The organism is Staphylococcus sp. FSL W8-0056 (assembly GCF_037963075.1).
Classification (GTDB): domain Bacteria; phylum Bacillota; class Bacilli; order Staphylococcales; family Staphylococcaceae; genus Staphylococcus; species Staphylococcus aureus.
Window position 1 is genome coordinate 631,459 of the sequence record NZ_CP150142.1, and the last position, 26,343, is coordinate 657,801.

Sequence of the window (26,343 nt, forward strand, 5' to 3'; positions counted from 1 at the left end):
TCATTAGGTAAAGAAGAGGCGAAAAGGATCATGACTGAGAACAATAATTTAGTAACTTCTACTCAAGGAATTATTAAAGAAGCATTGCATAAATTGGGATTTGACGAAGGAATGTACGATTTAATTAAAGAACCTTTAAGAATGTTACAAGTGCGTATCCCTGTACGAATGGATGATGGCACAGTTAAAACATTCACAGGTTACCGTGCGCAACATAATGATGCTGTTGGACCAACAAAAGGGGGCGTGCGTTTCCACCCAGATGTTGATGAAGAAGAAGTAAAAGCATTATCAATGTGGATGACTTTGAAATGTGGCATTGTAAACTTACCATACGGTGGTGGTAAGGGTGGTATCGTTTGTGATCCACGTCAAATGAGCATTCATGAAGTTGAACGTTTATCACGCGGATATGTAAGAGCAATTTCACAATTCGTAGGTCCGAACAAAGATATTCCAGCACCAGATGTATTTACAAACTCACAAATTATGGCTTGGATGATGGATGAATATAGTGCATTAGATAAATTTAATTCACCAGGTTTCATCACAGGTAAACCAATTGTATTGGGTGGTTCTCATGGACGCGACAGATCAACTGCACTAGGTGTAGTTATTGCAATTGAACAAGCTGCAAAACGTCGTAATATGCAAATTGAAGGTGCCAAGGTTGTTATTCAAGGTTTCGGTAATGCCGGAAGTTTCTTAGCTAAATTCTTATATGATTTAGGTGCAAAAATTGTAGGTATCTCTGATGCTTACGGTGCATTACACGATCCAAATGGCTTAGATATAGATTATTTATTAGACCGTCGTGATAGTTTTGGTACGGTAACAAATTTATTTGAAGAAACAATCTCAAATAAAGAATTGTTTGAATTAGATTGTGACATTTTAGTACCAGCGGCTATTTCAAACCAAATTACAGAAGACAATGCACATGATATTAAAGCTAGTATCGTTGTTGAAGCTGCTAATGGACCTACAACACCAGAAGCAACACGTATTTTAACTGAACGTGGTATATTATTAGTTCCAGACGTATTAGCAAGTGCTGGTGGTGTAACGGTTTCTTACTTCGAATGGGTACAAAATAATCAAGGTTATTATTGGTCTGAAGAAGAAGTAAATGAAAAGCTACGTGAAAAATTAGAAGCGGCATTTGACACGATTTACGAATTGTCTCAAAATCGAAAAATAGATATGAGACTTGCAGCATATATCATAGGTATTAAACGTACAGCAGAAGCAGCTAGATATCGTGGTTGGGCATAATTAATTATCATATGTGATTTAACGAGCTTGGGACAGAAAACAAAGCCCTAAGCTCGTTAATTTTATTTTAGCAGCAGTTGACTGTAAAACAATGCCCGTGTAACACGCTCTTTTCAAAAATAGTCGGGGCCCCAACACAGAGGCTGGTGGAAAGTCAGCTTACAATAGTGTGCAAGTTGGCTGGCCCCCAACACTGAGAATTTTTAATTAAACCAGGCTGGGACATAAATCAATGTTCTATGCTCTACGAAGTTATATTGGCAGTAGTTGACTGAACGAAAATGCGCTTGTAACAAGCTTTTTTCAATTTTAGTCAGGGGCCCCAACACAGAGAATTTCGAAAAGAAATTCTACAGACAATGCAAGTTGGCGAGGCCCCAACACTGAGAATTTCTAATTAAACGCTCAACTATATATAGTTGATCAAAAAGACAGCAGTAGGATAATTTCAATTTGGAAATATCTTACTGCTGTTTTTTATAGTAATAGCTATATTTTTGTATTTATGTTTTCTAGTTTAACAATACTACTTAATGACTTCTTTATATTTATCAGCGAAATTTGTAAAGACACCATCAACGCCATATTTATTTAATCGTAACATATCAGCTTTTTCATTCACTGTATAAGGATGTACTATAAATCCTAAGTCTTTTAAATGATGGGTATTTTGTTCAGTTAAATCTGTATAATCAGGACCTAATCCAATCGCATAAGAGCGTATCTCTTTTAAGCGTTGGTCGTTAAATTGTTGTAGTTCACCTTTATCAACTAATTTTACTAATGGCACATGCTTATTTTGACGATGAATTTTCTTTAAACTTTCGTCAGAAAATGATTGAATCATTACATGTCCATTTTTTAATTTATTGTTATTTAAAAGGTGATGCTTTTTCAATGAAGCTAATAATTGTTCTTCCATTCCTGGGTATACATCAGGTGACTTTGTTTCAATATAATAGTTTGCATTCGGGCCATAACGTTCTAAAATTTCATCTAAAGTGGGTACTTTAGCATTTTTATAACTTGCTCTTGCGTATTTTGGATATTTTTTATTAAACCAACTTCCTGCATCTAACTGTTTTAATTCATCAAGGGTATAATCCTCAACTTTACGGTGTCCATTTGTTGTACGGTTAACAGTTTCATCATGCATAGCAACTAAATGTCCATCTTTGGTACGTTGTAAATCAATTTCGATATAAGATGCTTTTAACTCATTATGACTCTTATCATATGCTTGAAACGTATGCTCTGGTGCATAGCCACTTGCGCCACGATGTGCGATAGTAGTGAATCGCTCATTCGTTAAATTTGTATGCCATTGAATAGCCTGAGGTTTATTTGCAATTTGATTTGTTTGTTCAGCGCCAGCAGTAGGTACTGATAAAAATCCCATAGTAAAAACAGCAGAAGCAGCCATAAATTTAGTGAAGCTTTTCGAAGAGTTAGTCATAGTCTTTATCCTTTCATCTCTTTATTTGTAGTCTAACAATTTTAAAATACTACAAAAACCTGCTTGTGAAAACGCTTTACACATTTCTTTTACAATTTATAACATTTCTGTAATATAAATTTAAAAGAATTATCAAACATTTTAGGAATCTTAAAAATGTGATGTTCAACAAGACGAAGAGAGCATTAAAATACCCACAATGTAATTTTAATAGACATTGTGGGTAGGTAGATTAACGTATTTATTGTGATAGTAATTGTTTAGCAACATCAAGTTGTTGTTTGACCGATGATTGCCCCGTTGACCCGTAACTTTGACGTCGTTTCAAGCAATTTTCAGGCTGCAAATAATCGTAAATATCGGCATCGATACTAGAATGATGTTGTTGATATGTTGCTAAAGGAACATCTAATAAATAATGACCTTGTTGTATACATTCTAAGACGATTTTTCCTACAATTTCATGTGCAGTTCTAAATGGAATATTTTTAGTTACTAAATAATCTGCTAGTTCCGTTGCATTTGAAAAATCTTCTTTAACAGTTTGATTGAGTCGTTCTTTATTAATTGTCATCGTTTGAATCATACCTTCGAAAATACGTAAAGAACCTTTAATTGTATGGACAGCATCGAATAAACCTTCTTTATCTTCCTGCATATCTTTGTTATATGCTAGAGGTAATCCTTTTAAAGTCATAAGCATGCTCATTAAATGACCAGTCGTTCGACCAACTTTACCTCTAATTAATTCTGCCATATCAGGATTTTTCTTTTGTGGCATAATAGATGAGCCAGTTGAAAATGCATCTGATAATGTAATGAATTTAGCTTCGTCTGTGGACCAGAAAATAATTTCCTCTGCAAAGCGTGATAAGTGAACCATCGTTAAAGAAATATTATGCAATGTTTCAATAATATAGTCTCTGTCACTAACAGCATCTAGGCTATTCTCATAGAGACTGCCAAAGTTCAACAATGCTGTTGTCTCGTGTCTATCGATAGGGTATGTGGTACCACTTAAGGCTGCTGCACCTAAAGGATTAATATCGATTCGTTTTAAACTATCTTCAAATCGTTGTTGGTCTCGTTGTAACATCCAAAAATAAGTCATAATATGATGTGCAAATGAAATTGGCTGTGCACGCTGTAAATGAGTATAACCAGGCATAATTGTATCAACATTATTGGAAGCGATGTCTACAATTACACTTTGTAACGACTTAATTAATGCGATGATATCTTGCACTTGTTTCTTAGTGTACAAGTGCATATCTGTTGCAACTTGATCGTTTCTACTGCGTCCAGTATGCAACTTACCACCAGCATCACCAATACGTTTAATTAATTCATGTTCAATATTTAAATGAATATCTTCTAATGATGCACTAAATTGAATTTGATCTTGATGATAATCATGTTGAATAGATTTTAGTCCTTGTATAATTTGTTCGCTGTCTTGTTGACTAATAATGCCTTGATTCGCAAGCATAGTTGCATGCGCAATGCTGCCTTCGATATCTTGATCTATGAGCGTTTGGTCAAAAGTAATGGATGCGTTAAAGTCGTCAACCCACTCTTCAGGTTGTACTTCAAATCTACCGCCCCAAGCTTTATTGCTCATTGCTATAGCCTCCATGCAACATCGCATTTACTTGAGTAGGTAAACCATAGATATCGATAAAGCCAACAGCAGCGTCTTGATTAAATGCATCTTCTTTTGTATAAGTTGCTAATTTTTCATCATATAATGTGTAAGGTGATTTTCTACCATTCACGATGGCATTACCTTTGAATAATTTAATTCTGACATCACCACTTACGTATTGCTGAGTACTATCAATAAATAATTTCAAGCTATCAGTTAAAGGTGAGAACCAAAGTCCATTGTATAGTTGTTCAGCAAATTGCTTCTCAATGATTGGTTTAAAGTGTGCGACATCTTTAGTTAACGTAATCGTTTCTAATGCTTTATGCGCTTTTAAAATAACTTCTGCAGCAGGTGCCTCATAAATTTCTCTTGATTTGATACCTACAAGTCTATTTTCTACATGGTCAATTCTTCCGATACCATGCTTACCAGCTAATGCATTCAACGTTAAAATTAAATCGTCTAATTCATATGTTTTGCCATCAATTTGAACTGGGATGCCTTTATCAAACGTTAAAATGATTTCATCAGCAGTATCTGGTGTTTCTTCTAAAGCATTTGTTAGATCGAACGCATCCTCTGGTGGCGCAGCATAAGGATCTTCTAAAATACCACATTCATTCGCTCTGCCCCATAGATTTTGATCGATAGAATAAGGTGAATCATGGTTGATTGATACAGGGATATTATGTTTAATTGCATAATCGATTTCTTCTTCACGACTCCATGCCCACTCACGTACAGGTGCGAATGCTTTCAATGATGGGTTTAATGCTTTAATGGCAACTTCGAAACGTACTTGGTCATTCCCTTTACCAGTACAACCATGTGCAATACCTACTGAATTTGTTTTCTCAGCAATCTCTACTAATTTTTTAGCGATTAATGGTCTTGATAAAGCTGAAACTAATGGATATGCATTTTCATACATTAAATTTCCTTTGATTGCATAACTTACATACTCATCACTAAATTCTTTTGTTGCATCAATAATATGACATTCAACTGCTCCCATATCTAAAGCTTTTTTATAAACGATGTCTAAATCTTTACCTTCACCAACATCTAGGCAACAAGCTACAACGTCGTATCCTTTGTCGATAAGCCATTGAACGGCCACACTTGTATCTAGTCCTCCTGAATATGCTAAAACAATTTTCTCTTTCATAAAATTCACCTCATTGTAGTTATCTGAATATTTCGTATGAACACATGATAGCAAACTTTTAATGAAAATAAAACCATTATTTTACATATTTATTCATAAAATGCGATAGAGATAGTTAGAGTTGTAAGTATAAATGCTTATTTATCAATGTTTAAAAGTATTTTAAAAAACATGCAAATTGTATAAAAAATGTTTGAGTGTTTGACGCCAGTTTGAAATGTTTGTTGAAAAATAGGTGTGAAACGTCACATAAATATCAATTTTATTGATTAAGTACAAACTTGTGAATTGAATCGCAAACGTAAACTTAGTAAAATTAAGATATTAAATGAAACAGGAGGCTTTTATAGATGACTCATATTCAATTAGATTTTAGTAAAACGTTAGAATTTTTCGGTGAACACGAATTAAAACAACAACAAGAAATTGTTAAATCAATTCACAAAACAATTCATGAAGGTACTGGTGCAGGTAGTGACTTCTTAGGCTGGGTTGATTTACCAGTTGATTACGACAAAGAAGAATTTTCAAGAATTGTTGAAGCATCAAAACGCATTAAAGAAAATTCTGATGTTTTAGTAGTCATCGGTATTGGTGGTTCTTACTTAGGTGCACGTGCAGCAATCGAAATGTTAACGTCATCATTTAGAAACAGCAATGAATACCCTGAAATTGTATTTGTTGGTAATCACTTATCATCAACATATACGAAAGAGTTAGTTGATTATTTAGCAGACAAAGATTTCTCTGTAAACGTTATTTCTAAATCTGGTACAACTACAGAACCAGCAGTTGCATTTAGATTGTTCAAACAATTAGTTGAAGAAAGATACGGTAAAGAAGAAGCACAAAAACGTATATTTGCAACAACGGATAAAGAAAAAGGTGCTTTAAAACAGTTGGCTACAAACGAAGGTTATGAAACGTTTATCGTACCTGATGATGTAGGTGGAAGATATTCTGTTTTAACAGCAGTAGGATTATTACCAATTGCAACAGCTGGAATTAACATCGAAGCTATGATGATTGGTGCTGCAAAAGCACGTGAAGAATTATCTTCAGATAAATTAGAAGACAACATTGCATACCAATATGCGACAATTCGAAACATTTTATATGCAAAAGGTTATACAACAGAAATGTTGATTAACTATGAACCATCTATGCAATACTTTAATGAATGGTGGAAACAATTATTTGGTGAATCAGAAGGTAAAGACTTCAAAGGTATCTATCCTTCAAGTGCCAACTACACAACTGATTTACATTCTTTAGGTCAATATGTACAAGAAGGCCGTCGTTTCTTATTCGAAACAGTGGTAAAAGTAAATCATCCTAAATATGATATTACTATTGAAAAAGATAGTGATGATCTAGACGGATTAAATTATTTGGCTGGTAAAACAATCGACGAAGTTAACACAAAAGCATTCGAAGGTACATTATTAGCGCATACTGATGGTGGTGTTCCTAACATGGTAGTGAACATTCCACAATTAGATGAAGAAACTTTCGGTTATGTCGTATACTTCTTCGAACTTGCTTGTGCAATGAGTGGATACCAATTAGGTGTAAATCCATTTAACCAACCTGGTGTAGAAGCATATAAACAAAACATGTTCGCATTATTAGGTAAACCTGGTTTTGAAGACTTGAAAAAAGAATTAGAAGAGCGTTTATAAAATACATTACTTCAATGATTAGTGAAGTTTGAAAAGATAGAACTAGACGTTAACTATTTAAAGCATATTTTCGAGGTTGTCATTACAAATGTAAAAATGTAATGACAACCTCGTTTTTATTTATATGCAAGAACTAGGTTACTAGCTAATGTGACAAGATGTTAAGAGAAAATTAAAGAAAAAATAACATCTGTCATACAATAATATTGTTATACTACTAGAGACTGATTTATTAGCATGATTACATGTTAATGTTTCTTTACTTAGTAATTAACTTTATAATGTAAGAATAATTATCTTCAACCAAAGAAAGGGATTGATGATTTGTCGTTTCATCAAGTAGAAGAATGGTTTGAGATATTTCGACAGTTTGGTTATTTACCTGGATTTATATTGTTATATATTAGAGCGATAATTCCAGTATTTCCTTTAGCACTCTATATTTTAATTAACATTCAAGCTTATGGACCTATTTTAGGTATATTGATTAGTTGGCTTGGATTAATTTCTGGAACATTTACAGTCTATTTGATCTGTAAACGATTGGTGAACACTGAGAGGATGCAGCGAATTAAACAACGTACTGCTGTTCAACGCTTGATTAGTTTTATTGATCGCCAAGGATTAATCCCATTGTTTATTTTACTTTGTTTTCCTTTTACGCCAAATACATTAATAAATTTTGTAGCGAGTCTATCTCATATTAGACCTAAATATTATTTCATTGTTTTGGCATCATCAAAGTTAGTTTCAACAATTATTTTAGGTTATTTAGGTAAGGAAATTACTACAATTTTAACGCATCCTTTAAGAGGGATATTAATGTTAGTTGTGTTGGTTGTATTTTGGATTGTTGGAAAAAAGTTAGAACAGCATTTTATGGGATCGAAAAAGGAGTGACATCGTGAAAAAAGTTGTAAAATATTTGATTTCATTGATACTTGCTATTATCATTGTACTGTTCGTACAAACTTTTGTAATAGTTGGTCATGTCATTCCGAATAATGATATGTCACCAACCCTTAACAAAGGGGATCGTGTTATTGTAAATAAAATTAAAGTTACATTTAATCAATTGAATAATGGTGATATCATTACATATAGGCGTGGTAACGAGATATATACTAGTCGAATTATTGCCAAACCTGGTCAATCAATGGCGTTTCGTCAGGGACAATTATACCGTGATGACCGACCGGTTGACGCATCTTATGCCAAGAACAGAAAAATTAAAGATTTTAGTTTGCGCAATTTTAAAGAATTAGATGGAGATATTATACCGCCTAACAATTTTGTTGTGCTAAATGATCATGATAACAATCAGCATGATTCTAGACAATTTGGTTTAATTGATAAAAAGGATATTATTGGTAATATAAGTTTGAGATATTATCCTTTTTCAAAATGGACGATTCAGTTCAAATCTTAAAAAGAGGTGTCAAAATTGAAAAAAGAATTATTGGAATGGATTATTTCAATTGCAGTCGCTTTTGTCATTTTATTTATAGTAGGTAAATTTATTGTTACACCATATACAATTAAAGGTGAATCAATGGATCCAACTTTGAAAGATGGCGAGCGAGTAGCTGTAAACATTATTGGATATAAAACAGGTGGTTTGGAAAAAGGTAATGTAGTTGTCTTCCATGCAAACAAAAATGATGACTATGTTAAACGTGTCATCGGTGTTCCTGGTGATAAAGTAGAATATAAAAATGATACATTATATGTCAATGGTAAAAAACAAGATGAACCATATTTAAACTATAATTTAAAACATAAACAAGGTGATTACATTACTGGGACTTTCCAAGTTAAAGATTTACCGAATGCGAATCCTAAATCAAATGTCATTCCAAAAGGTAAATATTTAGTTCTTGGAGATAATCGTGAAGTAAGTAAAGATAGCCGTGCGTTTGGCCTCATTGATGAAGACCAAATTGTTGGTAAAGTTTCATTTAGATTCTGGCCATTTAGTGAATTTAAACATAATTTCAATCCTGAAAATACTAAAAATTAATATGAAACAAATACAACATCGTTTGTCGGTTTTAATACTGATAAACGATGTTTTATTTTGTTAGTACCACAATAAAAGCTAAGTTCGAAATGAACTTATAATAAATCAATCACAATCACTTTGTGTTAAAATATGTGTCAAAGGAAGTGAGGGTTTGTCATGACATTACATGCTTATTTAGGTAGAGCGGGAACAGGTAAGTCTACGAAAATGTTGACCGAAATAAAACAAAAAATGAAAGCAGATCCGCTTGGAGATCCAATCATTTTAATTGCGCCAACTCAAAGTACATTTCAATTAGAACAAGCCTTTGTCAATGATCCGGAATTAAATGGTAGTTTAAGAACAGAAGTGTTGCATTTTGAACGATTAAGTCATCGTATTTTCCAAGAAGTTGGTAGTTATAGCGAACAAAAGTTATCTAAAGCTGCAACGGAAATGATGATTTATAACATTGTTCAAGAACAACAAAAGTATTTAAAACTTTATCAATCACAAGCAAAATATTATGGGTTTAGTGAAAAATTAACAGAACAAATTCAAGATTTTAAAAAATATGCAGTAACGCCTGAACATTTAGAACACTTTATTGCTGATAAAAATATGCAAACTCGAACTAAAAATAAGTTAGAGGATATTGCTTTAATATACCGTGAGTTCGAACAACGCATTCAAAACGAGTTTATTACTGGTGAGGATTCATTACAATATTTTATTGATTGTATGCCGAAATCAGAGTGGCTAAAACGTGCTGATATATATATTGATGGTTTTCACAACTTTTCAACGATTGAGTATTTAATAATCAAAGGATTAATTAAATATGCGAAGAGTGTCACAATTATATTGACGACAGATGGTAACCACGATCAATTTAGTTTATTTAGAAAACCATCGGAAGTGTTACGACATATTGAAGAAATAGCAAATGAACTCAATATTTCTATTGAACGTCAATATTTCAACCAATTATATCGCTTCAATAATCAAGATTTAAAGCATCTTGAACAAGAATTTGATGTACTTCAAATCAATCGAGTGGCATGTCAAGGTCATATCAATATTTTAGAATCTGCGACTATGAGAGAGGAAATAAATGAAATTGCGCGACGTATCATCGTTGATATTCGTGATAAGCAATTACGATATCAAGATATTGCAATTTTATATCGTGACGAGTCTTATGCTTATTTATTTGATTCCATATTACCGCTTTATAATATTCCTTATAACATTGATACAAAGCGTTCGATGACACATCATCCGGTCATGGAAATGATTCGTTCATTGATTGAAGTTATTCAATCTAATTGGCAAGTGAATCCAATGCTACGCTTATTGAAGACTGATGTGTTAACGGCATCATATCTAAAAAGTGCATACTTAGTTGATTTACTTGAAAATTTTGTACTTGAACGTGGTATATACGGTAAACGTTGGTTAGATGATGAGCTATTTAATGTCGAACATTTTAGCAAAATGGGGCGTAAAGCGCATAAACTGACCGAAGATGAACGTAACACATTTGAACAAGTCGTTAAGTTAAAGAAAGATGTCATTGATAAAATTTTACATTTTGAAAAGCAAATGTCACAAGCGGAAACTGTAAAAGACTTTGCAACTGCTTTTTATGAAAGTATGGAATATTTCGAACTGCCAAATCAATTGATGACAGAGCGAGATGAACTTGATTTAAATGGTAATCATGAAAAGGCGGAGGAAATTGATCAAATATGGAATGGCTTAATTCAAATCCTTGACGACTTAGTTCTAGTATTTGGAGATGAACCAATGTCGATGGAACGTTTCTTAGAAGTATTTGATATTGGTTTAGAACAATTAGAATTTGTCATGATTCCACAAACATTAGATCAAGTTAGTATTGGTACGATGGATTTGGCTAAAGTCGACAATAAGCAACATGTTTACTTAGTTGGAATGAACGACGGCACCATGCCACAACCAGTAACTGCATCAAGTTTAATTACTGATGAAGAAAAGAAATATTTTGAACAACAAGCAAATGTAGAGTTGAGTCCTACATCAGATATTTTACAGATGGATGAAGCATTTGTTTGCTATGTTGCTATGACTAGAGCTAAGGGAGATGTTACATTTTCTTACAGTCTAATGGGATCAAGTGGTGATGATAAGGAGATCAGCCCATTTTTAAATCAAATTCAATCATTGTTCAACCAATTGGAAATTACTAACATTCCTCAATACCATGAAGTTAACCCATTGTCACTAATGCAACATGCTAAGCAAACCAAAATTACATTATTTGAAGCATTGCGTGCTTGGTTAGATGATGAAATTGTGGCTGATAGTTGGTTAGATGCTTATCAAGTAATTAGAGATAGCGATCATTTAAATCAAGGTTTAGATTATTTAATGTCAGCATTAACGTTTGACAATGAAACTGTAAAATTAGGTGAAACGTTGTCTAAAGATTTATATGGTAAGGAAATCAATGCCAGTGTATCTCGTTTTGAAGGTTATCAACAATGCCCATTTAAACACTATGCTTCACATGGTCTGAAACTAAATGAACGAACGAAATATGAACTTCAAAACTTTGATTTAGGTGATATTTTCCATTCCGTTTTAAAATATATATCTGAACGTATTAATGGCGATTTTAAACAATTAGACCTGAAAAAAATAAGACAATTAACGAATGAAGCATTGGAAGAAATTTTACCTAAAGTTCAGTTTAATTTATTAAATTCTTCAGCTTACTATCGTTATTTATCAAGACGCATTGGCGCTATTGTAGAAACAACACTAAGCGCATTAAAATATCAAGGCACGTATTCAAAGTTTATGCCAAAACATTTTGAGACAAGTTTTAGAAGGAAACCAAGAACAAATGACGAATTAATTGCACAAACATTAACGACAACTCAAGGTATTCCAATTAATATTAGAGGGCAAATTGACCGTATCGATACGTATACAAAGAATGATACAAGTTTTGTTAATATCATTGACTATAAATCCTCTGAAGGTAGTGCGACACTTGATTTAACGAAAGTATATTATGGTATGCAAATGCAAATGATGACATACATGGATATCGTTTTACAAAATAAACAACGCCTTGGATTAACAGATATTGTGAAACCAGGTGGATTATTATACTTCCATGTACATGAACCTAGAATTAAATTTAAATCATGGTCTGATATTGATGAAGATAAACTAGAACAAGATTTAATTAAAAAGTTTAAGCTGAGTGGTTTAGTGAATGCAGACCAAACTGTTATTGATGCATTGGATATTCGTTTAGAACCTAAATTCACTTCAGATATTGTACCAGTTGGTTTGAATAAAGATGGCTCTTTGAGTAAACGAGGCAGCCAAGTGGCAGATGAAGCAACAATTTATAAATTCATTCAGCATAACAAAGAGAATTTTATAGAAACAGCTTCAAATATTATGGATGGACATACTGAAGTTGCACCATTAAAGTACAAACAAAAATTGCCATGTGCTTTTTGTAGTTATCAATCGGTATGTCATGTAGATGGCATGATTGATAGTAAGCGATATCGAACTGTAGATGAAACAATAAATCCAATTGAAGCAATTCAAAATATTAACATTAATGATGAATTTGGGGGTGAGTAATAGATGACAATTCCAGAGAAACCACAAGGCGTGATTTGGACTGACGCGCAATGGCAAAGTATTTACGCAACTGGACAAGATGTACTTGTTGCAGCCGCGGCAGGTTCAGGTAAAACAGCTGTACTAGTTGAGCGTATTATCCAAAAGATTTTACGTGATGGCATTGATGTCGATCGACTTTTAGTCGTAACGTTTACAAACTTAAGCGCACGTGAAATGAAGCATCGTGTAGACCAACGTATTCAAGAGGCATCGATTGCTGATCCTGCAAATGCACACTTGAAAAACCAACGCATCAAAATTCATCAAGCACAAATATCTACACTTCATAGTTTTTGCTTGAAATTAATTCAACAGCATTATGATGTATTAAATATTGACCCGAACTTTAGAACAAGCAGTGAAGCTGAAAATATTTTATTATTAGAACAAACGATAGATGAGGTCATAGAACAACATTACGATATCCTTGATCCTGCTTTTATTGAATTAACAGAACAATTGTCTTCAGATAGAAGTGATGATCAGTTTCGAATGATTATTAAACAATCGTATTTCTTTAGCGTTGCAAATCCAAATCCTACAAATTGGTTGGATCAATTGGTGACACCATACGAAGAAGAAGCACAACAAGCGCAACTTATTCAACTACTAACAGACTTATCTAAAGTATTTATCACAGCTGCCTATGATGCTTTAAATAAGGCGTATGATTTGTTTAGTATGATGGATGGCGTCGATAAACATTTAGCTGTTATAGAAGATGAACGACGTTTAATGGGGCGTGTTTTAGAAGGTGGTTTTATTGATATACCTTATTTAACTGATCACGAATTTGGCGCGCGTTTGCCTAATGTAACAGCGAAAATTAAAGAAGCAAATGAAATGATGGTCGATGCCTTAGAAGATGCTAAACTTCAGTATAAAAAATATAAATCATTAATTGATAAAGTGAAAAATGATTACTTTTCAAGAGAAGCTGATGATTTGAAAGCTGATATGCAACAATTGGCGCCACGAGTAAAGTACCTTGCGCGTATTGTGAAAGATGTTATGTCAGAATTCAATCGAAAAAAGCGTAGCAAAAATATTCTGGATTTTTCTGATTATGAACATTTTGCATTACAAATTTTAACTAATGAGGATGGTTCGCCTTCAGAAATTGCCGAATCATACCGTCAACACTTTCAAGAAATATTGGTCGATGAGTATCAAGATACGAACCGGGTTCAAGAGAAAATACTATCTTGCATCAAAACGGGTGATGAACATAATGGTAATTTATTTATGGTTGGAGATGTTAAGCAATCCATTTATAAATTTAGACAAGCTGATCCAAGTTTATTTATTGAAAAGTATCAACGCTTTACTATAGATGGAGATGGCACTGGACGTCGAATTGATTTGTCGCAAAACTTCCGTTCTCGAAAAGAAGTACTGTCAACGACTAACTATATATTCAAACATATGATGGATGAACAAGTCGGTGAAGTAAAATATGATGAAGCGGCACAGTTGTATTATGGTGCACCATATGATGAATCGGACCATCCAGTAAACTTAAAAGTGCTTGTTGAAGCGGATCAAGAACATAGTGATTTAACTGGTAGTGAACAAGAAGCGCATTTTATAGTAGAACAAGTTAAAGATATCTTAGAACATCAAAAAGTTTATGATATGAAAACAGGAAGCTATAGAAGTGCGACATACAAAGATATCGTTATTCTAGAACGCAGCTTTGGACAAGCTCGCAATTTACAACAAGCCTTTAAAAATGAAGATATTCCATTCCATGTGAATAGTCGTGAAGGTTACTTTGAACAAACAGAAGTCCGCTTAGTATTATCATTTTTAAGAGCGATAGATAATCCATTACAAGATATTTATTTAGTTGGGTTAATGCGCTCCGTTATATATCAGTTCAAAGAAGACGAATTAGCTCAAATTAGAATATTGAGTCCAAATGATGACTACTTCTATCAATCGATTGTAAATTACATTAATGACGAAGCAGCAGATGCTATTTTAGTTGATAAATTAAAAATGTTTTTATCAGATATTCAAAGTTACCAACAATATAGTAAAGATCATCCGGTGTATCAGTTAATTGATAAATTTTATAATGATCATTATGTTATTCAATACTTTAGTGGACTTATTGGTGGACGTGGACGACGTGCAAACCTTTATGGTTTATTTAATAAAGCTATCGAGTTTGAGAATTCAAGTTTTAGAGGTTTATATCAATTTATTCGTTTTATCGATGAATTGATTGAAAGAGGCAAAGATTTTGGTGAGGAAAATGTAGTTGGTCCAAACGATAATGTTGTTAGAATGATGACAATTCATAGTAGTAAAGGTCTAGAGTTTCCATTTGTCATTTATTCTGGATTGTCAAAAGATTTTAATAAACGTGATTTGAAACAACCAGTTATTTTAAATCAGCAATTTGGTCTCGGAATGGATTATTTTGATGTGGATAAAGAAATGGCATTTCCATCTTTAGCTTCGGTTGCATATAAAGCTGTTGCCGAAAAAGAACTTGTGTCAGAAGAAATGCGATTAGTCTATGTAGCATTAACAAGAGCGAAAGAACAACTTTATTTAATTGGTAGAGTGAAAAATGATAAATCGTTACTAGAACTAGAGCAATTGTCTATTTCTGGTGAGCACATTGCTGTCAATGAACGATTAACTTCACCAAATCCGTTCCATCTTATTTATAGTATTTTATCTAAACATCAATCTGCGTCAATTCCAGATGATTTAAAATTTGAAAAAGATATAGCACAAGTTGAAGATAGTAGTCGTCCGAATGTAAATATTTCAATTATATACTTTGAAGATGTGTCTACAGAAACCATTTTAGATAATAATGAATATCGTTCGGTTAATCAATTAGAAACTATGCAAAATGGTAATGAGGATGTTAAAGCACAAATTAAACACCAACTTGATTATCAATATCCATATGTAAATGATACTAAAAAGCCATCAAAACAATCTGTTTCTGAATTGAAAAGGCAATATGAAACAGAAGAAAGTGGCACAAGTTACGAACGAGTAAGACAATATCGTATCGGTTTTTCAACGTATGAACGACCTAAATTTCTAAGTGAACAAGGTAAACGAAAAGCGAATGAAATTGGTACGTTAATGCATACAGTGATGCAACATTTACCATTCAAAAAAGAACGCATATCTGAAGTTGAGTTACATCAGTATATCGATGGATTAATCGATAAACATATTATCGAAGCAGATGCGAAAAAAGATATCCGTATGGATGAAATAATGACATTTATCAATAGTGAGTTATATTCGATTATTGCTGAAGCAGAGCAAGTTTATCGTGAATTACCGTTTGTAGTTAACCAAGCATTAGTTGACCAATTGCCACAAGGAGACGAAGACGTCTCAATTATTCAAGGTATGATTGACTTAATCTTTGTTAAAGATGGTGTGCATTATTTTGTAGACTATAAAACCGATGCATTTAATCGTCGCCGTGGGATGACAGATGAAGAAATTGGTACACAATTAAAAAATAAATATAAGATACAGATGAAATATTATCAAAATACGCTTCAAACGATACTTAATAAAGAAGTTAAAGGTTATTTATACTTCTTCAAATTTGGTACATTGCAACTGTAGTATTTTGATTTTCAAAAGAATAAAAAATAATTTCGATTAAGTGCAAAGTCCTTGTAGCAGAATGAACACAACTCATTTTCAAAATTGTCTTACTTATTTATTTGTTATTTGATAACGAAAAAAGTTATAATGTGAATTAAGATAAAGATGAGGAGTTGAGAATGAATGAAATTCTTATCATTCAAGTATAATGACAAAACTTCATATGGCGTTAAAGTAAAACGCGAAGATGCTGTATGGGATTTAACACAAGTATTTGCTGACTTTGCAGAAGGAGATTTCCATCCTAAAACATTGTTAGCTGGTTTACAACAAAATCATACTTTAGATTTTCAAGAACAAGTACGTAAAGCAGTTGTAGCAGCAGAAGATAGCGGCAAAGCTGAAGACTATAAAATTTCATTTAATGACATTGAATTCTTACCACCAGTAACACCTCCGAATAATGTGATTGCTTTTGGTAGAAATTACAAAGATCATGCGAACGAATTAAATCATGAAGTAGAAAAATTATATGTATTTACAAAAGCAGCGTCATCTTTAACAGGAGATAATGCAACAATTCCAAATCATAAAGATATTACTGATCAATTAGATTATGAAGGTGAATTAGGTATTGTTATTGGTAAGTCTGGTGAAAAGATTCCAAAAGCATTAGCTTTAGATTATGTTTACGGCTATACAATTATTAACGATATCACTGATCGCAAAGCACAAAGTGAACAAGATCAAGCATTTTTATCAAAAAGTTTAACTGGCGGTTGCCCAATGGGTCCTTATATCGTTACTAAAGACGAACTACCATTACCTGAAAATGTAAATATTGTTACAAAAGTTAACAATGAAATTAGACAAGATGGTAACACTGGCGAAATGATTCTTAAAATTGATGAATTAATAGAAGAAATTTCAAAATATGTTGCACTACATCCGGGAGATATTATTGCAACTGGTACACCAGCAGGCGTTGGTGCAGGTATGCAACCACCTAAATTTTTACAACCAGGTGATGAAGTTAAAGTGACTATTGATAATATTGGAACGCTGACAACTTATATCGCTAAATAATTATCATTTAAAAAGCTAACCAGTCTTTATATAGATTGGTTAGTTTTTTCTTGCTTTTCTAAAAAGGTGTTAAAGATAAATTATTTATAATGTTACCATTTTGAGATGAAAGTGAAATATTGATATTAAGAAGTAGTTGATTATTTTACAGCAGATTCACAATATTCTAATAAGGAATAAAATGTCATGTTCTTCCTCTCAAATATAGAAGTGTGGTAGAATATATATTCGTGTATAATCAAATCATGATTAAATTACAAGCAAGTGGGTATTAATCCCAAGAAGCTTTAATTTAATAATATAAATAATTAAAGTGGGGGGAATCAGTATGTTATATTTACATATATTAAGTTGGGTATTAGCGATTATTTTATTTATCGCTACATACTTAAACATTTCAAAAAATCAAGGCGGATCACCATTTTTCAAACCGTTGCACATGATTTTACGCTTATTTATGCTGTTGACGTTAATTTCAGGATTTTGGATATTAATTCAGTCATTTATGAATGGCGGGGCAAATCATATGTTGCTTACATTGAAAATGCTGTGTGGTGTTGCAGTAGTTGGATTGATGGAAGTGTCGATTGCTAAAAGAAAGAGACATGAACAAAGTCACAAAATGTTTTGGATAACAATGGCATTAATTATCATCACAATGGTATTAGGTGTCATTCTACCGTTAGGGCCTATATCAAAATTATTCGGTATTGGCTAATTGATAAGACATATAGTATATGACATAAGGCATGGACAATTATTAGTCCAAGACCTTATGTCTTTTTTGATTCTAAAAATGTTTAAACATAAAAAAAGGACTGGATAGTAGTACCAGTCCAACATAATTCTAACCTAGACAATTAAGATTAGATTGAATCGCATGATTCATTTATTTAGCTTTGTAACCAATCATATTGATTAAATCTTTAGGGTGGCTATATGGTGGTGCATAAGCCACTTCAAACTCAGTTAACTCATCTACAGTTAGCTGGTTCATCATTGCCATCGATAGTACATCAATACGTTTATCTGCACCTTCTTTTCCTACTGCAGCTGCTCTTAAAATCTGACGGTTTGAAGTGTCATAATATACCCTTAAGTGTAAAGGGGAATTTCCTGGGTAATAATTCGCGTGTGCACCTTGAGTGACTTCCACCATTTTATAGTCAAATTGCTTTAGTTCATTTGGTTTAACGCCGACACTCGCAAATGTATAATCAAAGAACTTCACAATATTGTTGCCTAAGAAGCCTTTGAATTCAATAGTGTCATTTCCAGCAATTTGTTCGGCAACAATACTTGCTGCACGGTGAGCGCCCCAAGCTAAAGGAACACTAGCCGGTAGATCGACATGTCGATAATGTGATGTTGCAATATCGCCTATTGCATAAATGTTTGGAACATTTGTTTCAAATTTATCGTTTACCGGTATGAAACCTTTTCGATCAAGTTTGATATTTGAACTTTCGATAAATTTTGAATTGGGGTGAGTACCGACACCTTCAATAATCATATCGTAATGTTCAACTTTTCCTGATTTAAATGTAATTTCATTTCCATTGATAGCATCAATTTCCTCATTTAAACGGTATGGAATCTCCCGCTTATCTAATTCATCAAGTATAGGTTGATTCATGTCAGCATCCATTAATTTATTTATCTTATCAGATCGATGAATTAAAGTAGGGTGTAAACCACGTTCGTAAAGATTTTCAAGAACTTCTAATGAAACATACCCTGCACCTATAACCAATACTTTATCAACTTGATTTGCTTTGATGAATTGATCGATAGCATCAGTGTCTTCTAAATTTCTAAGTGTAAATGTAATATCACTTTCAAAGCCAAGGCTATTTGCACTTGCACCAGGGCTTAAAATGAGTTTATCGTAAGATTCTTCAAATTGTTCGTTGGTCTTTCTATTTAATACAGTTACAGTTTGTCTTTCATCATTGATTGCAATAACTTCATGATAAGTTTTTACTGTAATTTGCTTTCTATCATAAAATTTTTCAGGTGTATACGCTAAAGCATATTTTCTATCTTCAACAACTTCGCCAATGACATAAGGCAATGCACAATTAGCAAAGCTCATATCACGATCTTTTTCAAAAATAATAATGTCACTTTCTTTATCTAAACGTCGAATTTGGCTGGCACATGTTGCACCGCCAGCGACTGCTCCGACTACGACTATTTTGGGCATCGTAACTTACCTCCTATTGTTTTAAAATATTATAAAATGATTAGTTATAAATTAACAGTAATATCTAATATTTAAATTAAAGAAATCATTCAAATATCGACCAATGCCATCTTCATTATTGTTGAATGTAATATTGTTCGCTACATCTTTAAGTTCTTGCAAACCATTTTCCATAGCAACACCATGGCGGGCGTACTCAATCATTTCAATATCATTATCTTCATCACCGAATGCAATAATATTATTTCGGTCAATATTTAAAAATTGTCTAACTTGCTCAATGCCTCTTGCTTTATTAATACCAAGTTTTACAATTTCAATGACAGGGAATGGTGCGCCCCAGCGTCGATGCTCAATATGATCGGCATAAAAATGAGTAAGCATATTTTTGATTTCAGGTATTTTACTTTCTTCGGCTTCAATTAAAATTGAGGTAGGGGATTCTTTCAAGTGGACAAGTAAATTACCAGTTTGAATTCTTGGATTACCCATTGAAAAACCTTCAAATAATCTTGGATCATGATTGTTAATGAAAACATAATCTTTCACTTCTGCTATAATATTCGATACTTGATATTGTTGTAATCCTTGAATAATGTTTTGTGCGATGCCTAAATCTAAAATTTCATGGCAAGTTTTGAAGTTTTTATCTTTAGGGTGATGTACGTAAGCGCCATTAAAATTAACAATTGGTGTCGTTAAATTTAATTCATGATAATACATTTGACTTGCACGATAAGGTCTGCCAGTCGCAATCATAATTTGGTGTCCACGTTGTTGTAATTCATTTAATACTTGTTTAGTATATGATGAAATTTCTTTGTTATCGTTTAATAATGTTCCGTCTAAGTCTAGACATATTAAATGTGGTTGCATATCTCTCTCCTCATAAGTTGCTTAGTTCATATAGATACATCATAGCATTTTATTGGCGTTTTGTCGGATATTTGATATATTATGAATAATATGACATTAAAGAGGTGATATGGATGGAAGAGGCATTGAAAGATAGTATCTTAGGTGCATTAGAAATGGTAATTGACCCTGAATTAGGAATTGATATCGTTAATTTAGGTTTAGTATACAAAGTGAATGTTGATGATGAAGGCGTATGTACAGTTGATATGACTTTAACATCAATGGGATGTCCAATGGGACCTCAAATTATTGATCAAGTTAAAACAGTATTAGCAGAGATTCCTGAAATTCAGGATACTGAAGTGAATATCGTATGGAGTCCACCTTGGACAAAAGATATGATGTCACGTTACGCTAAGATTGCACTTGGTGTGAGCTAACATAAACGTGCATTGCCTGTAGAATTTCTTTTAGAAATTCTCTGTGTTGGGTCCCCGCAGTCAATATAACATTGTAGAGTATAATTCATTGTGAATAAGCTCCCTTCAAAGTAGACATTGAAAAATGAAAATTTTGAAGGGAGCCTTATTTATGTTCTAGGTTCTGATTTCATTTTGAAAATTTATATCTAACTTGTTTCAAAAAATATGAATTAAGACAGTGACTTGCACTTCCAAGAGTGCACAATTCATTTTCTAGTTGAATATTTTCTTGGAAATTTTTATAATAAATTGAATTTATATTACAGTTATATTACAATACATAATACTTCATAGTTTTTAAGTTGCCGAGTTGCATTACAAATTGGATTTCGAAGTAAGAATCATCATTGGTAATTTTTTTAATTTAACAGTATTTTAGTCAATATGATTTTGATGATGTCGTAATTCAATAATATACATATGCATTTCAATATTCTTTTAAACAGCATAACTAAATTTAATTAAGCATCTAAGAAGAACAGTTTTAAAAGGGAAGAATGCAAAAATGAACAAAACAAAGGGTTTTACAAAGTATAAGAAAATGAGATATATGCCAGGGCTCGATGGTTTGAGGGCAATCGCTGTTCTAGGAATTATTATTTACCACTTAAACAAGCAATGGTTGACAGGTGGCTTTTTAGGTGTGGATACATTTTTTGTGATCTCTGGTTATTTAATTACAAGCTTATTACTCAAAGAGTATGATGACACAGGTATCATTAAATTGAAAAGCTTTTGGATACGTCGTTTAAAACGTTTATTACCAGCAGTCATAGTTTTATTAATGGTTGTAGGGACAGCAACCTTATTATTAAAATCAGATAATATCATTAGGGTTAAACATGATATTATTGCTGCGATATTTTATGTATCAAACTGGTGGTATATAGCAAAAGATGTTAATTATTTTGAGCAATTTTCATTTATGCCATTAAAGCATTTATGGTCTTTAGCAATTGAAGAACAGTTTTACATATTTTTCCCAGTTATTTTGGTTACATTATTGTTAACAATTAAAAAGCGATACAAAATAGGATTTATTTTTTGGGGAGTATCAATAATTTCTTTAGGGTTAATGATGTTTATCTACAGTATTAATGGGGATCATTCACGAGTGTATTTTGGTACAGATACTAGATTACAGACATTGTTACTGGGTGTTATTTTAGCTTTTTTATGGCCACCGTTTAAATTGAAAAATGATCCACCTAAAGTTGTAAAATATGTTATTGATAGCATAGGTAGTTTATCATTTATAGTACTTATATTATTATTTTTCATTATTAATGATGAGACGAATTGGATATATGATGGTGGTTTCTATTTAATATCCATATTAACGTTATTTATTATTGCCAGTGTCGTTCATCCATCTACATGGATAGCGAAGATATTTTCAAATCCAGTGTTAGTATTTATCGGGAAAAGGTCTTATAGTTTATATTTATGGCATTTTGCAGTAATTAGTTTCGTACATAGTTACTATGTAGATGGACAGATACCTGTATATGTGTACTTTATAGATATAAGTTTAACAATTATATTTGCAGAGCTATCATATCGCTTTATAGAAACTCCATTTAGAAAAGAAGGTATTAAAGCTTTAAATTGGCGACCTTCTTATATACCACAATTTATAAGAATGGCAATTGTAGTAACCTTGTTAATTCCATTTATGTTGATTTTAGTAGGTGCATTCAATAAATATGGTAAAGACATTATTGGAGAAAAAGCGAATAGCTTTGATACCACTATTGAAGATAATTATTTAATGCGGATAGCACCAATTGATAACATTCACATTGATGGCTTAGTAAGTGAGAAGAAAAAGGAATCTTCCGACGTATATAATAATATTAAACCTCTTTTAATCGGTGATTCAGTAATGGTTGATATCGGTGAGTCATTTAAGTCATCAGTTCCTAAGTCTAGAATTGATGGAAAAGTAGGGCGTCAATTGTATCAAACCTTACCTTTAGTTAAAGCGAATTATTCACAATATAAAAAATCATCTGATCAAGTCGTATTAGAATTAGGTACAAATGGCGACTTTACTGTCAAACAGCTCGACGATTTACTTAATCAATTTGGAAAAGCCAAGATTTATTTAGTTAATACACGTGTTCCAAGAATTTATGAGGCAAATGTAAATCGATTATTAGCTGACGCGGCGAAACGAAAGTCCAATGTCACATTAATTGATTGGAATAAGCGATCACAAGGACATAGTGAATATTTTGCACCAGACGGTGTACATTTAGAGTACAAAGGAGTCCTAGCTTTAAAAGATGAAATATTAAAAGCACTTAAAAAGAAATAACATATGTTTAATAAGTCTAGTTAATGTGTAACGTAACATTAGCTAGATTTTTTTATTCAAAAAAATATTTACAAATATTAGGAAATTTAAGTGTAAAAGAGTTGATAAATGATTATATTGGGACTATAATATAATTAAGGTCAAAGAAAGTCAAAGTCAAAAGTGCAACTTGACCAACTCTACAAATTAGAGGTGAAATTATATGGATATAAATAAAATGACATATGCTGTTCAAAGTGCTTTACAACAAGCAGTTGAACTGAGTCAGCAACATAAATTACAAAATATAGAAATTGAGGCAATTTTAAGCGCTGCCTTAAATGAAAGTGAAAGCTTATATAAAAGTATTTTAGAACGAGCAAATATTGAGGTAGATCAATTAAACAAAGCTTATGAAGACAAACTAAACACGTATGCATCTGTAGAAGGTGACAATATACAATATGGTCAATATATTAGCCAACAAGCAAACCAATTGATAACTAAGGCTGAATCATACATGAAAGAATATGAAGATGAATATATTTCAATGGAGCATATTTTACGTTCGGCAATGGACATTGATCAAACAACAAAACATTATATAAATAATAAAGTAGAAGTTATCAAAGAAATTATTAAAAAAGTAAGAGGGGGAAATCACGTGACATCACAAAATCCAGAAGTTAATTACGAAGCATTAGCTAAATATGGCCGCGACTTAGTAGAAGAAGTTAGACAAGGTAAAATGGATCCTGTTATAGGAAGAGATGAAGAAATTCGAAATACGATTCGTATTTTAAGTCGTAAAACTAAAAACAACCCTGTGCTCATTGGTGAACCAGGTGTTGGTAAAACTGCAATTGTTGAAGGATTAGCGCAACGTATAGTTAAGAAAGATGTGCCAGAATCATTATTAGATAAAACTGTTTTTGAGTTAGATTTAAGCGCATTAGTAGCGGGCGCTAAATATCGTGGTGAATTTGAAGAGAGATTAAAAGCAGTCCTAAAAGAAGTTAAAGAGTCTGATGGTAGAATTATATTATTTATTGATGAAATCCATATGCTTGTAGGTGCTGGTAAAACAGATGGTGCCATGGATGCAGGCAACATGCTAAAACCAATGTTAGCACGAGGAGAGTTACATTGTATTGGTGCAACAACTTTAAATGAATATCGAGAATATATTGAAAAAGATTCGGCATTAGAGCGTCGTTTCCAAAAAGTAGCAGTTAGTGAGCCTGATGTTGAAGATACAATTTCAATTTTACGTGGTTTAAAAGAACGATATGAAGTGTATCATGGTGTGCGTATTCAAGATAGAGCCTTAGTTGCTGCCGCTGAATTGTCTGATCGTTACATCACTGATCGTTTTTTACCAGATAAAGCGATTGATTTAGTTGACCAAGCATGTGCAACAATTCGTACGGAAATGGGATCAAATCCAACTGAATTGGATCAAGTTAATAGACGTGTCATGCAATTAGAAATTGAAGAAAGCGCACTTAAAAATGAATCTGACAATGCGAGCAAACAGAGATTACAAGAACTACAAGAAGAGCTTGCCAATGAAAAAGAGAAACAAGCAGCACTTCAATCTCGTGTAGAATCAGAAAAAGAAAAAATAGCAAATTTACAAGAAAAACGTGCGCAACTAGATGAAAGTAGACAAGCGTTGGAAGATGCACAAACAAATAACAATTTAGAAAAAGCTGCTGAACTACAATATGGAACAATTCCTCAATTGGAAAAAGAACTTAGAGAATTAGAGGATAATTTCCAAGATGAGCAAGGTGAAGATACAGATCGAATGATTCGTGAAGTTGTAACAGACGAAGAAATTGGCGATATTGTCAGCCAATGGACAGGCATACCAGTTTCAAAATTAGTTGAAACAGAACGTGAAAAATTACTTCACTTAAGTGACATCTTGCATAAACGTGTTGTAGGTCAAGATAAAGCGGTTGACCTGGTTTCAGATGCAGTAGTTAGAGCAAGAGCAGGTATTAAAGATCCAAACAGACCTATTGGTAGTTTCTTATTCCTAGGTCCAACTGGAGTAGGTAAAACTGAATTAGCTAAATCATTAGCTGCATCATTATTTGATTCTGAAAAACATATGATTCGTATTGATATGAGTGAATATATGGAAAAACATGCAGTATCAAGATTGATAGGGGCACCTCCAGGATATATTGGACATGATGAAGGGGGTCAATTAACTGAAGCGGTTCGTCGTAATCCATACTCAGTTATCTTATTAGATGAGGTTGAAAAAGCGCATACTGACGTCTTTAATGTATTATTGCAAATTTTAGATGAAGGCCGTTTAACTGATTCTAAAGGACGTAGCGTTGATTTTAAAAATACTATTATTATTATGACAAGTAATATTGGATCTCAAGTTTTATTAGAAAACGTAAAAGAGACTGGTGAAATTACAGAATCAACAGAAAAAGCTGTTATGACAAATTTAAATGCATATTTCAAACCAGAAATTTTGAATCGTATGGATGACATCGTATTATTTAAACCTCTATCTATTGATGACATGAGTATGATTGTAGACAAAATATTAACGCAATTAAATATAAGATTATTAGAACAGCGAATCTCAATTGAAGTTTCTGATGATGCTAAAGCTTGGCTAGGTCAAGAAGCTTATGAACCTCAATACGGTGCAAGACCATTAAAACGTTTTGTACAACGCCAAATTGAAACACCATTAGCACGTATGATGATTAAAGAGGGATTCCCAGAAGGTACAACGATTAAAGTTAATTTAAATTCAGACAATAACTTAACGTTTAATGTTGAAAAAATTCATGAATAAAATTGAACCAAGAATGTGATGATTAATCGCATTCTTGGTTTTTTAGATTTGAAATTTA

General features: G+C 32.6%; 17 protein-coding genes. 12 read left to right on the forward strand and 5 right to left on the reverse strand.

Annotation, left to right across the window (positions count from 1 at the left end; genetic code table 11):
* The first annotated feature begins 30 nt into the window (after window positions 1-30).
* Window positions 31-1,275, forward strand: coding sequence for a Glu/Leu/Phe/Val dehydrogenase (locus NSS86_RS03340; RefSeq protein WP_000138487.1), 1,245 nt, complete (start codon window positions 31-33; stop codon window positions 1,273-1,275).
* Between the two features lie 526 nt (window positions 1,276-1,801).
* Here the strand turns inward: NSS86_RS03340 and NSS86_RS03345 are convergent.
* The 3 genes from NSS86_RS03345 to NSS86_RS03355 all read right to left on the reverse strand — a co-directional run bounded on the left by NSS86_RS03345 (window position 1,802) and on the right by NSS86_RS03355 (window position 5,547).
* The gene (locus NSS86_RS03345; RefSeq protein ID WP_000185330.1) at window positions 1,802-2,731 is read right to left on the reverse strand and encodes a glycerophosphodiester phosphodiesterase; all 930 of its coding nucleotides are present in this window, start codon (window positions 2,729-2,731) and stop codon (window positions 1,802-1,804) included.
* Window positions 2,732-2,972: 241 nt separating this feature from the next.
* Complete coding sequence (gene argH / locus NSS86_RS03350; protein WP_000066053.1) at window positions 2,973-4,352, reverse strand: argininosuccinate lyase; 1,380 nt, start codon at window positions 4,350-4,352, stop codon at window positions 2,973-2,975.
* Window positions 4,342-5,547, reverse strand: a complete 1,206-nt coding sequence (locus tag NSS86_RS03355; RefSeq protein ID WP_000660045.1) for an argininosuccinate synthase — start codon at window positions 5,545-5,547, stop codon at window positions 4,342-4,344. The genes argH and NSS86_RS03355 overlap by 11 nt, the downstream gene beginning before the upstream one ends.
* 350 nt (window positions 5,548-5,897) lie before the next feature.
* On the opposite strand from NSS86_RS03355, the gene NSS86_RS03360 reads away from it, so the two are divergent.
* The 8 genes from NSS86_RS03360 (at window position 5,898) to NSS86_RS03395 (ending at window position 18,325) form a co-directional block, all read left to right on the forward strand.
* Window positions 5,898-7,229, forward strand: coding sequence for a glucose-6-phosphate isomerase (locus NSS86_RS03360; protein ID WP_000148852.1), 1,332 nt, complete (start codon window positions 5,898-5,900; stop codon window positions 7,227-7,229).
* Between the two features lie 324 nt (window positions 7,230-7,553).
* A complete protein-coding gene (locus NSS86_RS03365) occupies window positions 7,554-8,129 on the forward strand; it encodes a TVP38/TMEM64 family protein (protein ID WP_000007967.1) in 576 nt (191 codons plus the stop codon).
* Window positions 8,130-8,133: 4 nt separating this feature from the next.
* Window positions 8,134-8,658: a signal peptidase I gene (lepB, locus tag NSS86_RS03370; RefSeq protein WP_000758209.1), complete on the forward strand. Its 525-nt coding sequence runs from the start codon at window positions 8,134-8,136 to the stop codon at window positions 8,656-8,658.
* A gap of 15 nt (window positions 8,659-8,673) precedes the next feature.
* The gene (lepB, locus tag NSS86_RS03375) at window positions 8,674-9,249 is read left to right on the forward strand and encodes a signal peptidase I (protein WP_000711896.1); all 576 of its coding nucleotides are present in this window, start codon (window positions 8,674-8,676) and stop codon (window positions 9,247-9,249) included.
* A 159-nt stretch (window positions 9,250-9,408) separates the two neighbouring features.
* Window positions 9,409-12,882 carry a helicase-exonuclease AddAB subunit AddB gene (gene addB / locus NSS86_RS03380; RefSeq protein ID WP_000172350.1) on the forward strand — a complete coding sequence of 1,158 codons (3,474 nt, stop codon included), beginning with the start codon at window positions 9,409-9,411 and terminating at the stop codon, window positions 12,880-12,882.
* A gap of 3 nt (window positions 12,883-12,885) precedes the next feature.
* Window positions 12,886-16,539: a helicase-exonuclease AddAB subunit AddA gene (gene addA, locus NSS86_RS03385; RefSeq protein WP_339302333.1), complete on the forward strand. Its 3,654-nt coding sequence runs from the start codon at window positions 12,886-12,888 to the stop codon at window positions 16,537-16,539.
* A gap of 165 nt (window positions 16,540-16,704) precedes the next feature.
* Window positions 16,705-17,607 carry a fumarylacetoacetate hydrolase family protein gene (locus NSS86_RS03390; RefSeq protein WP_000670752.1) on the forward strand — a complete coding sequence of 301 codons (903 nt, stop codon included), beginning with the start codon at window positions 16,705-16,707 and terminating at the stop codon, window positions 17,605-17,607.
* Window positions 17,608-17,935: 328 nt separating this feature from the next.
* Window positions 17,936-18,325 carry a YisL family protein gene (locus NSS86_RS03395; RefSeq protein ID WP_339302334.1) on the forward strand — a complete coding sequence of 130 codons (390 nt, stop codon included), beginning with the start codon at window positions 17,936-17,938 and terminating at the stop codon, window positions 18,323-18,325.
* Between the two features lie 171 nt (window positions 18,326-18,496).
* Here the strand turns inward: NSS86_RS03395 and NSS86_RS03400 are convergent, their stop codons facing one another.
* Entirely contained in the window at window positions 18,497-19,813 is a 1,317-nt protein-coding gene (locus NSS86_RS03400) for a CoA-disulfide reductase (protein WP_001124506.1), read from the reverse strand.
* 51 nt (window positions 19,814-19,864) lie between these two features.
* Window positions 19,865-20,689, reverse strand: coding sequence for a Cof-type HAD-IIB family hydrolase (locus NSS86_RS03405; protein WP_001182436.1), 825 nt, complete (start codon window positions 20,687-20,689; stop codon window positions 19,865-19,867).
* A gap of 113 nt (window positions 20,690-20,802) precedes the next feature.
* On the opposite strand from NSS86_RS03405, the gene NSS86_RS03410 reads away from it, so the two are divergent.
* The 3 genes from NSS86_RS03410 (at window position 20,803) to clpB (ending at window position 26,285) form a co-directional block, all read left to right on the forward strand.
* The gene (locus tag NSS86_RS03410) at window positions 20,803-21,111 is read left to right on the forward strand and encodes a metal-sulfur cluster assembly factor (RefSeq protein WP_000390575.1); all 309 of its coding nucleotides are present in this window, start codon (window positions 20,803-20,805) and stop codon (window positions 21,109-21,111) included.
* Between the two features lie 547 nt (window positions 21,112-21,658).
* Window positions 21,659-23,473 (forward strand): acyltransferase family protein, encoded by a 1,815-nt coding sequence (locus NSS86_RS03415; RefSeq protein ID WP_001044230.1) that lies wholly within the window; start codon window positions 21,659-21,661, stop codon window positions 23,471-23,473.
* A 202-nt stretch (window positions 23,474-23,675) separates the two neighbouring features.
* Window positions 23,676-26,285 carry an ATP-dependent chaperone ClpB gene (gene clpB, locus NSS86_RS03420; RefSeq protein WP_000353954.1) on the forward strand — a complete coding sequence of 870 codons (2,610 nt, stop codon included), beginning with the start codon at window positions 23,676-23,678 and terminating at the stop codon, window positions 26,283-26,285.
* Window positions 26,286-26,343: the final 58 nt, after the last annotated feature.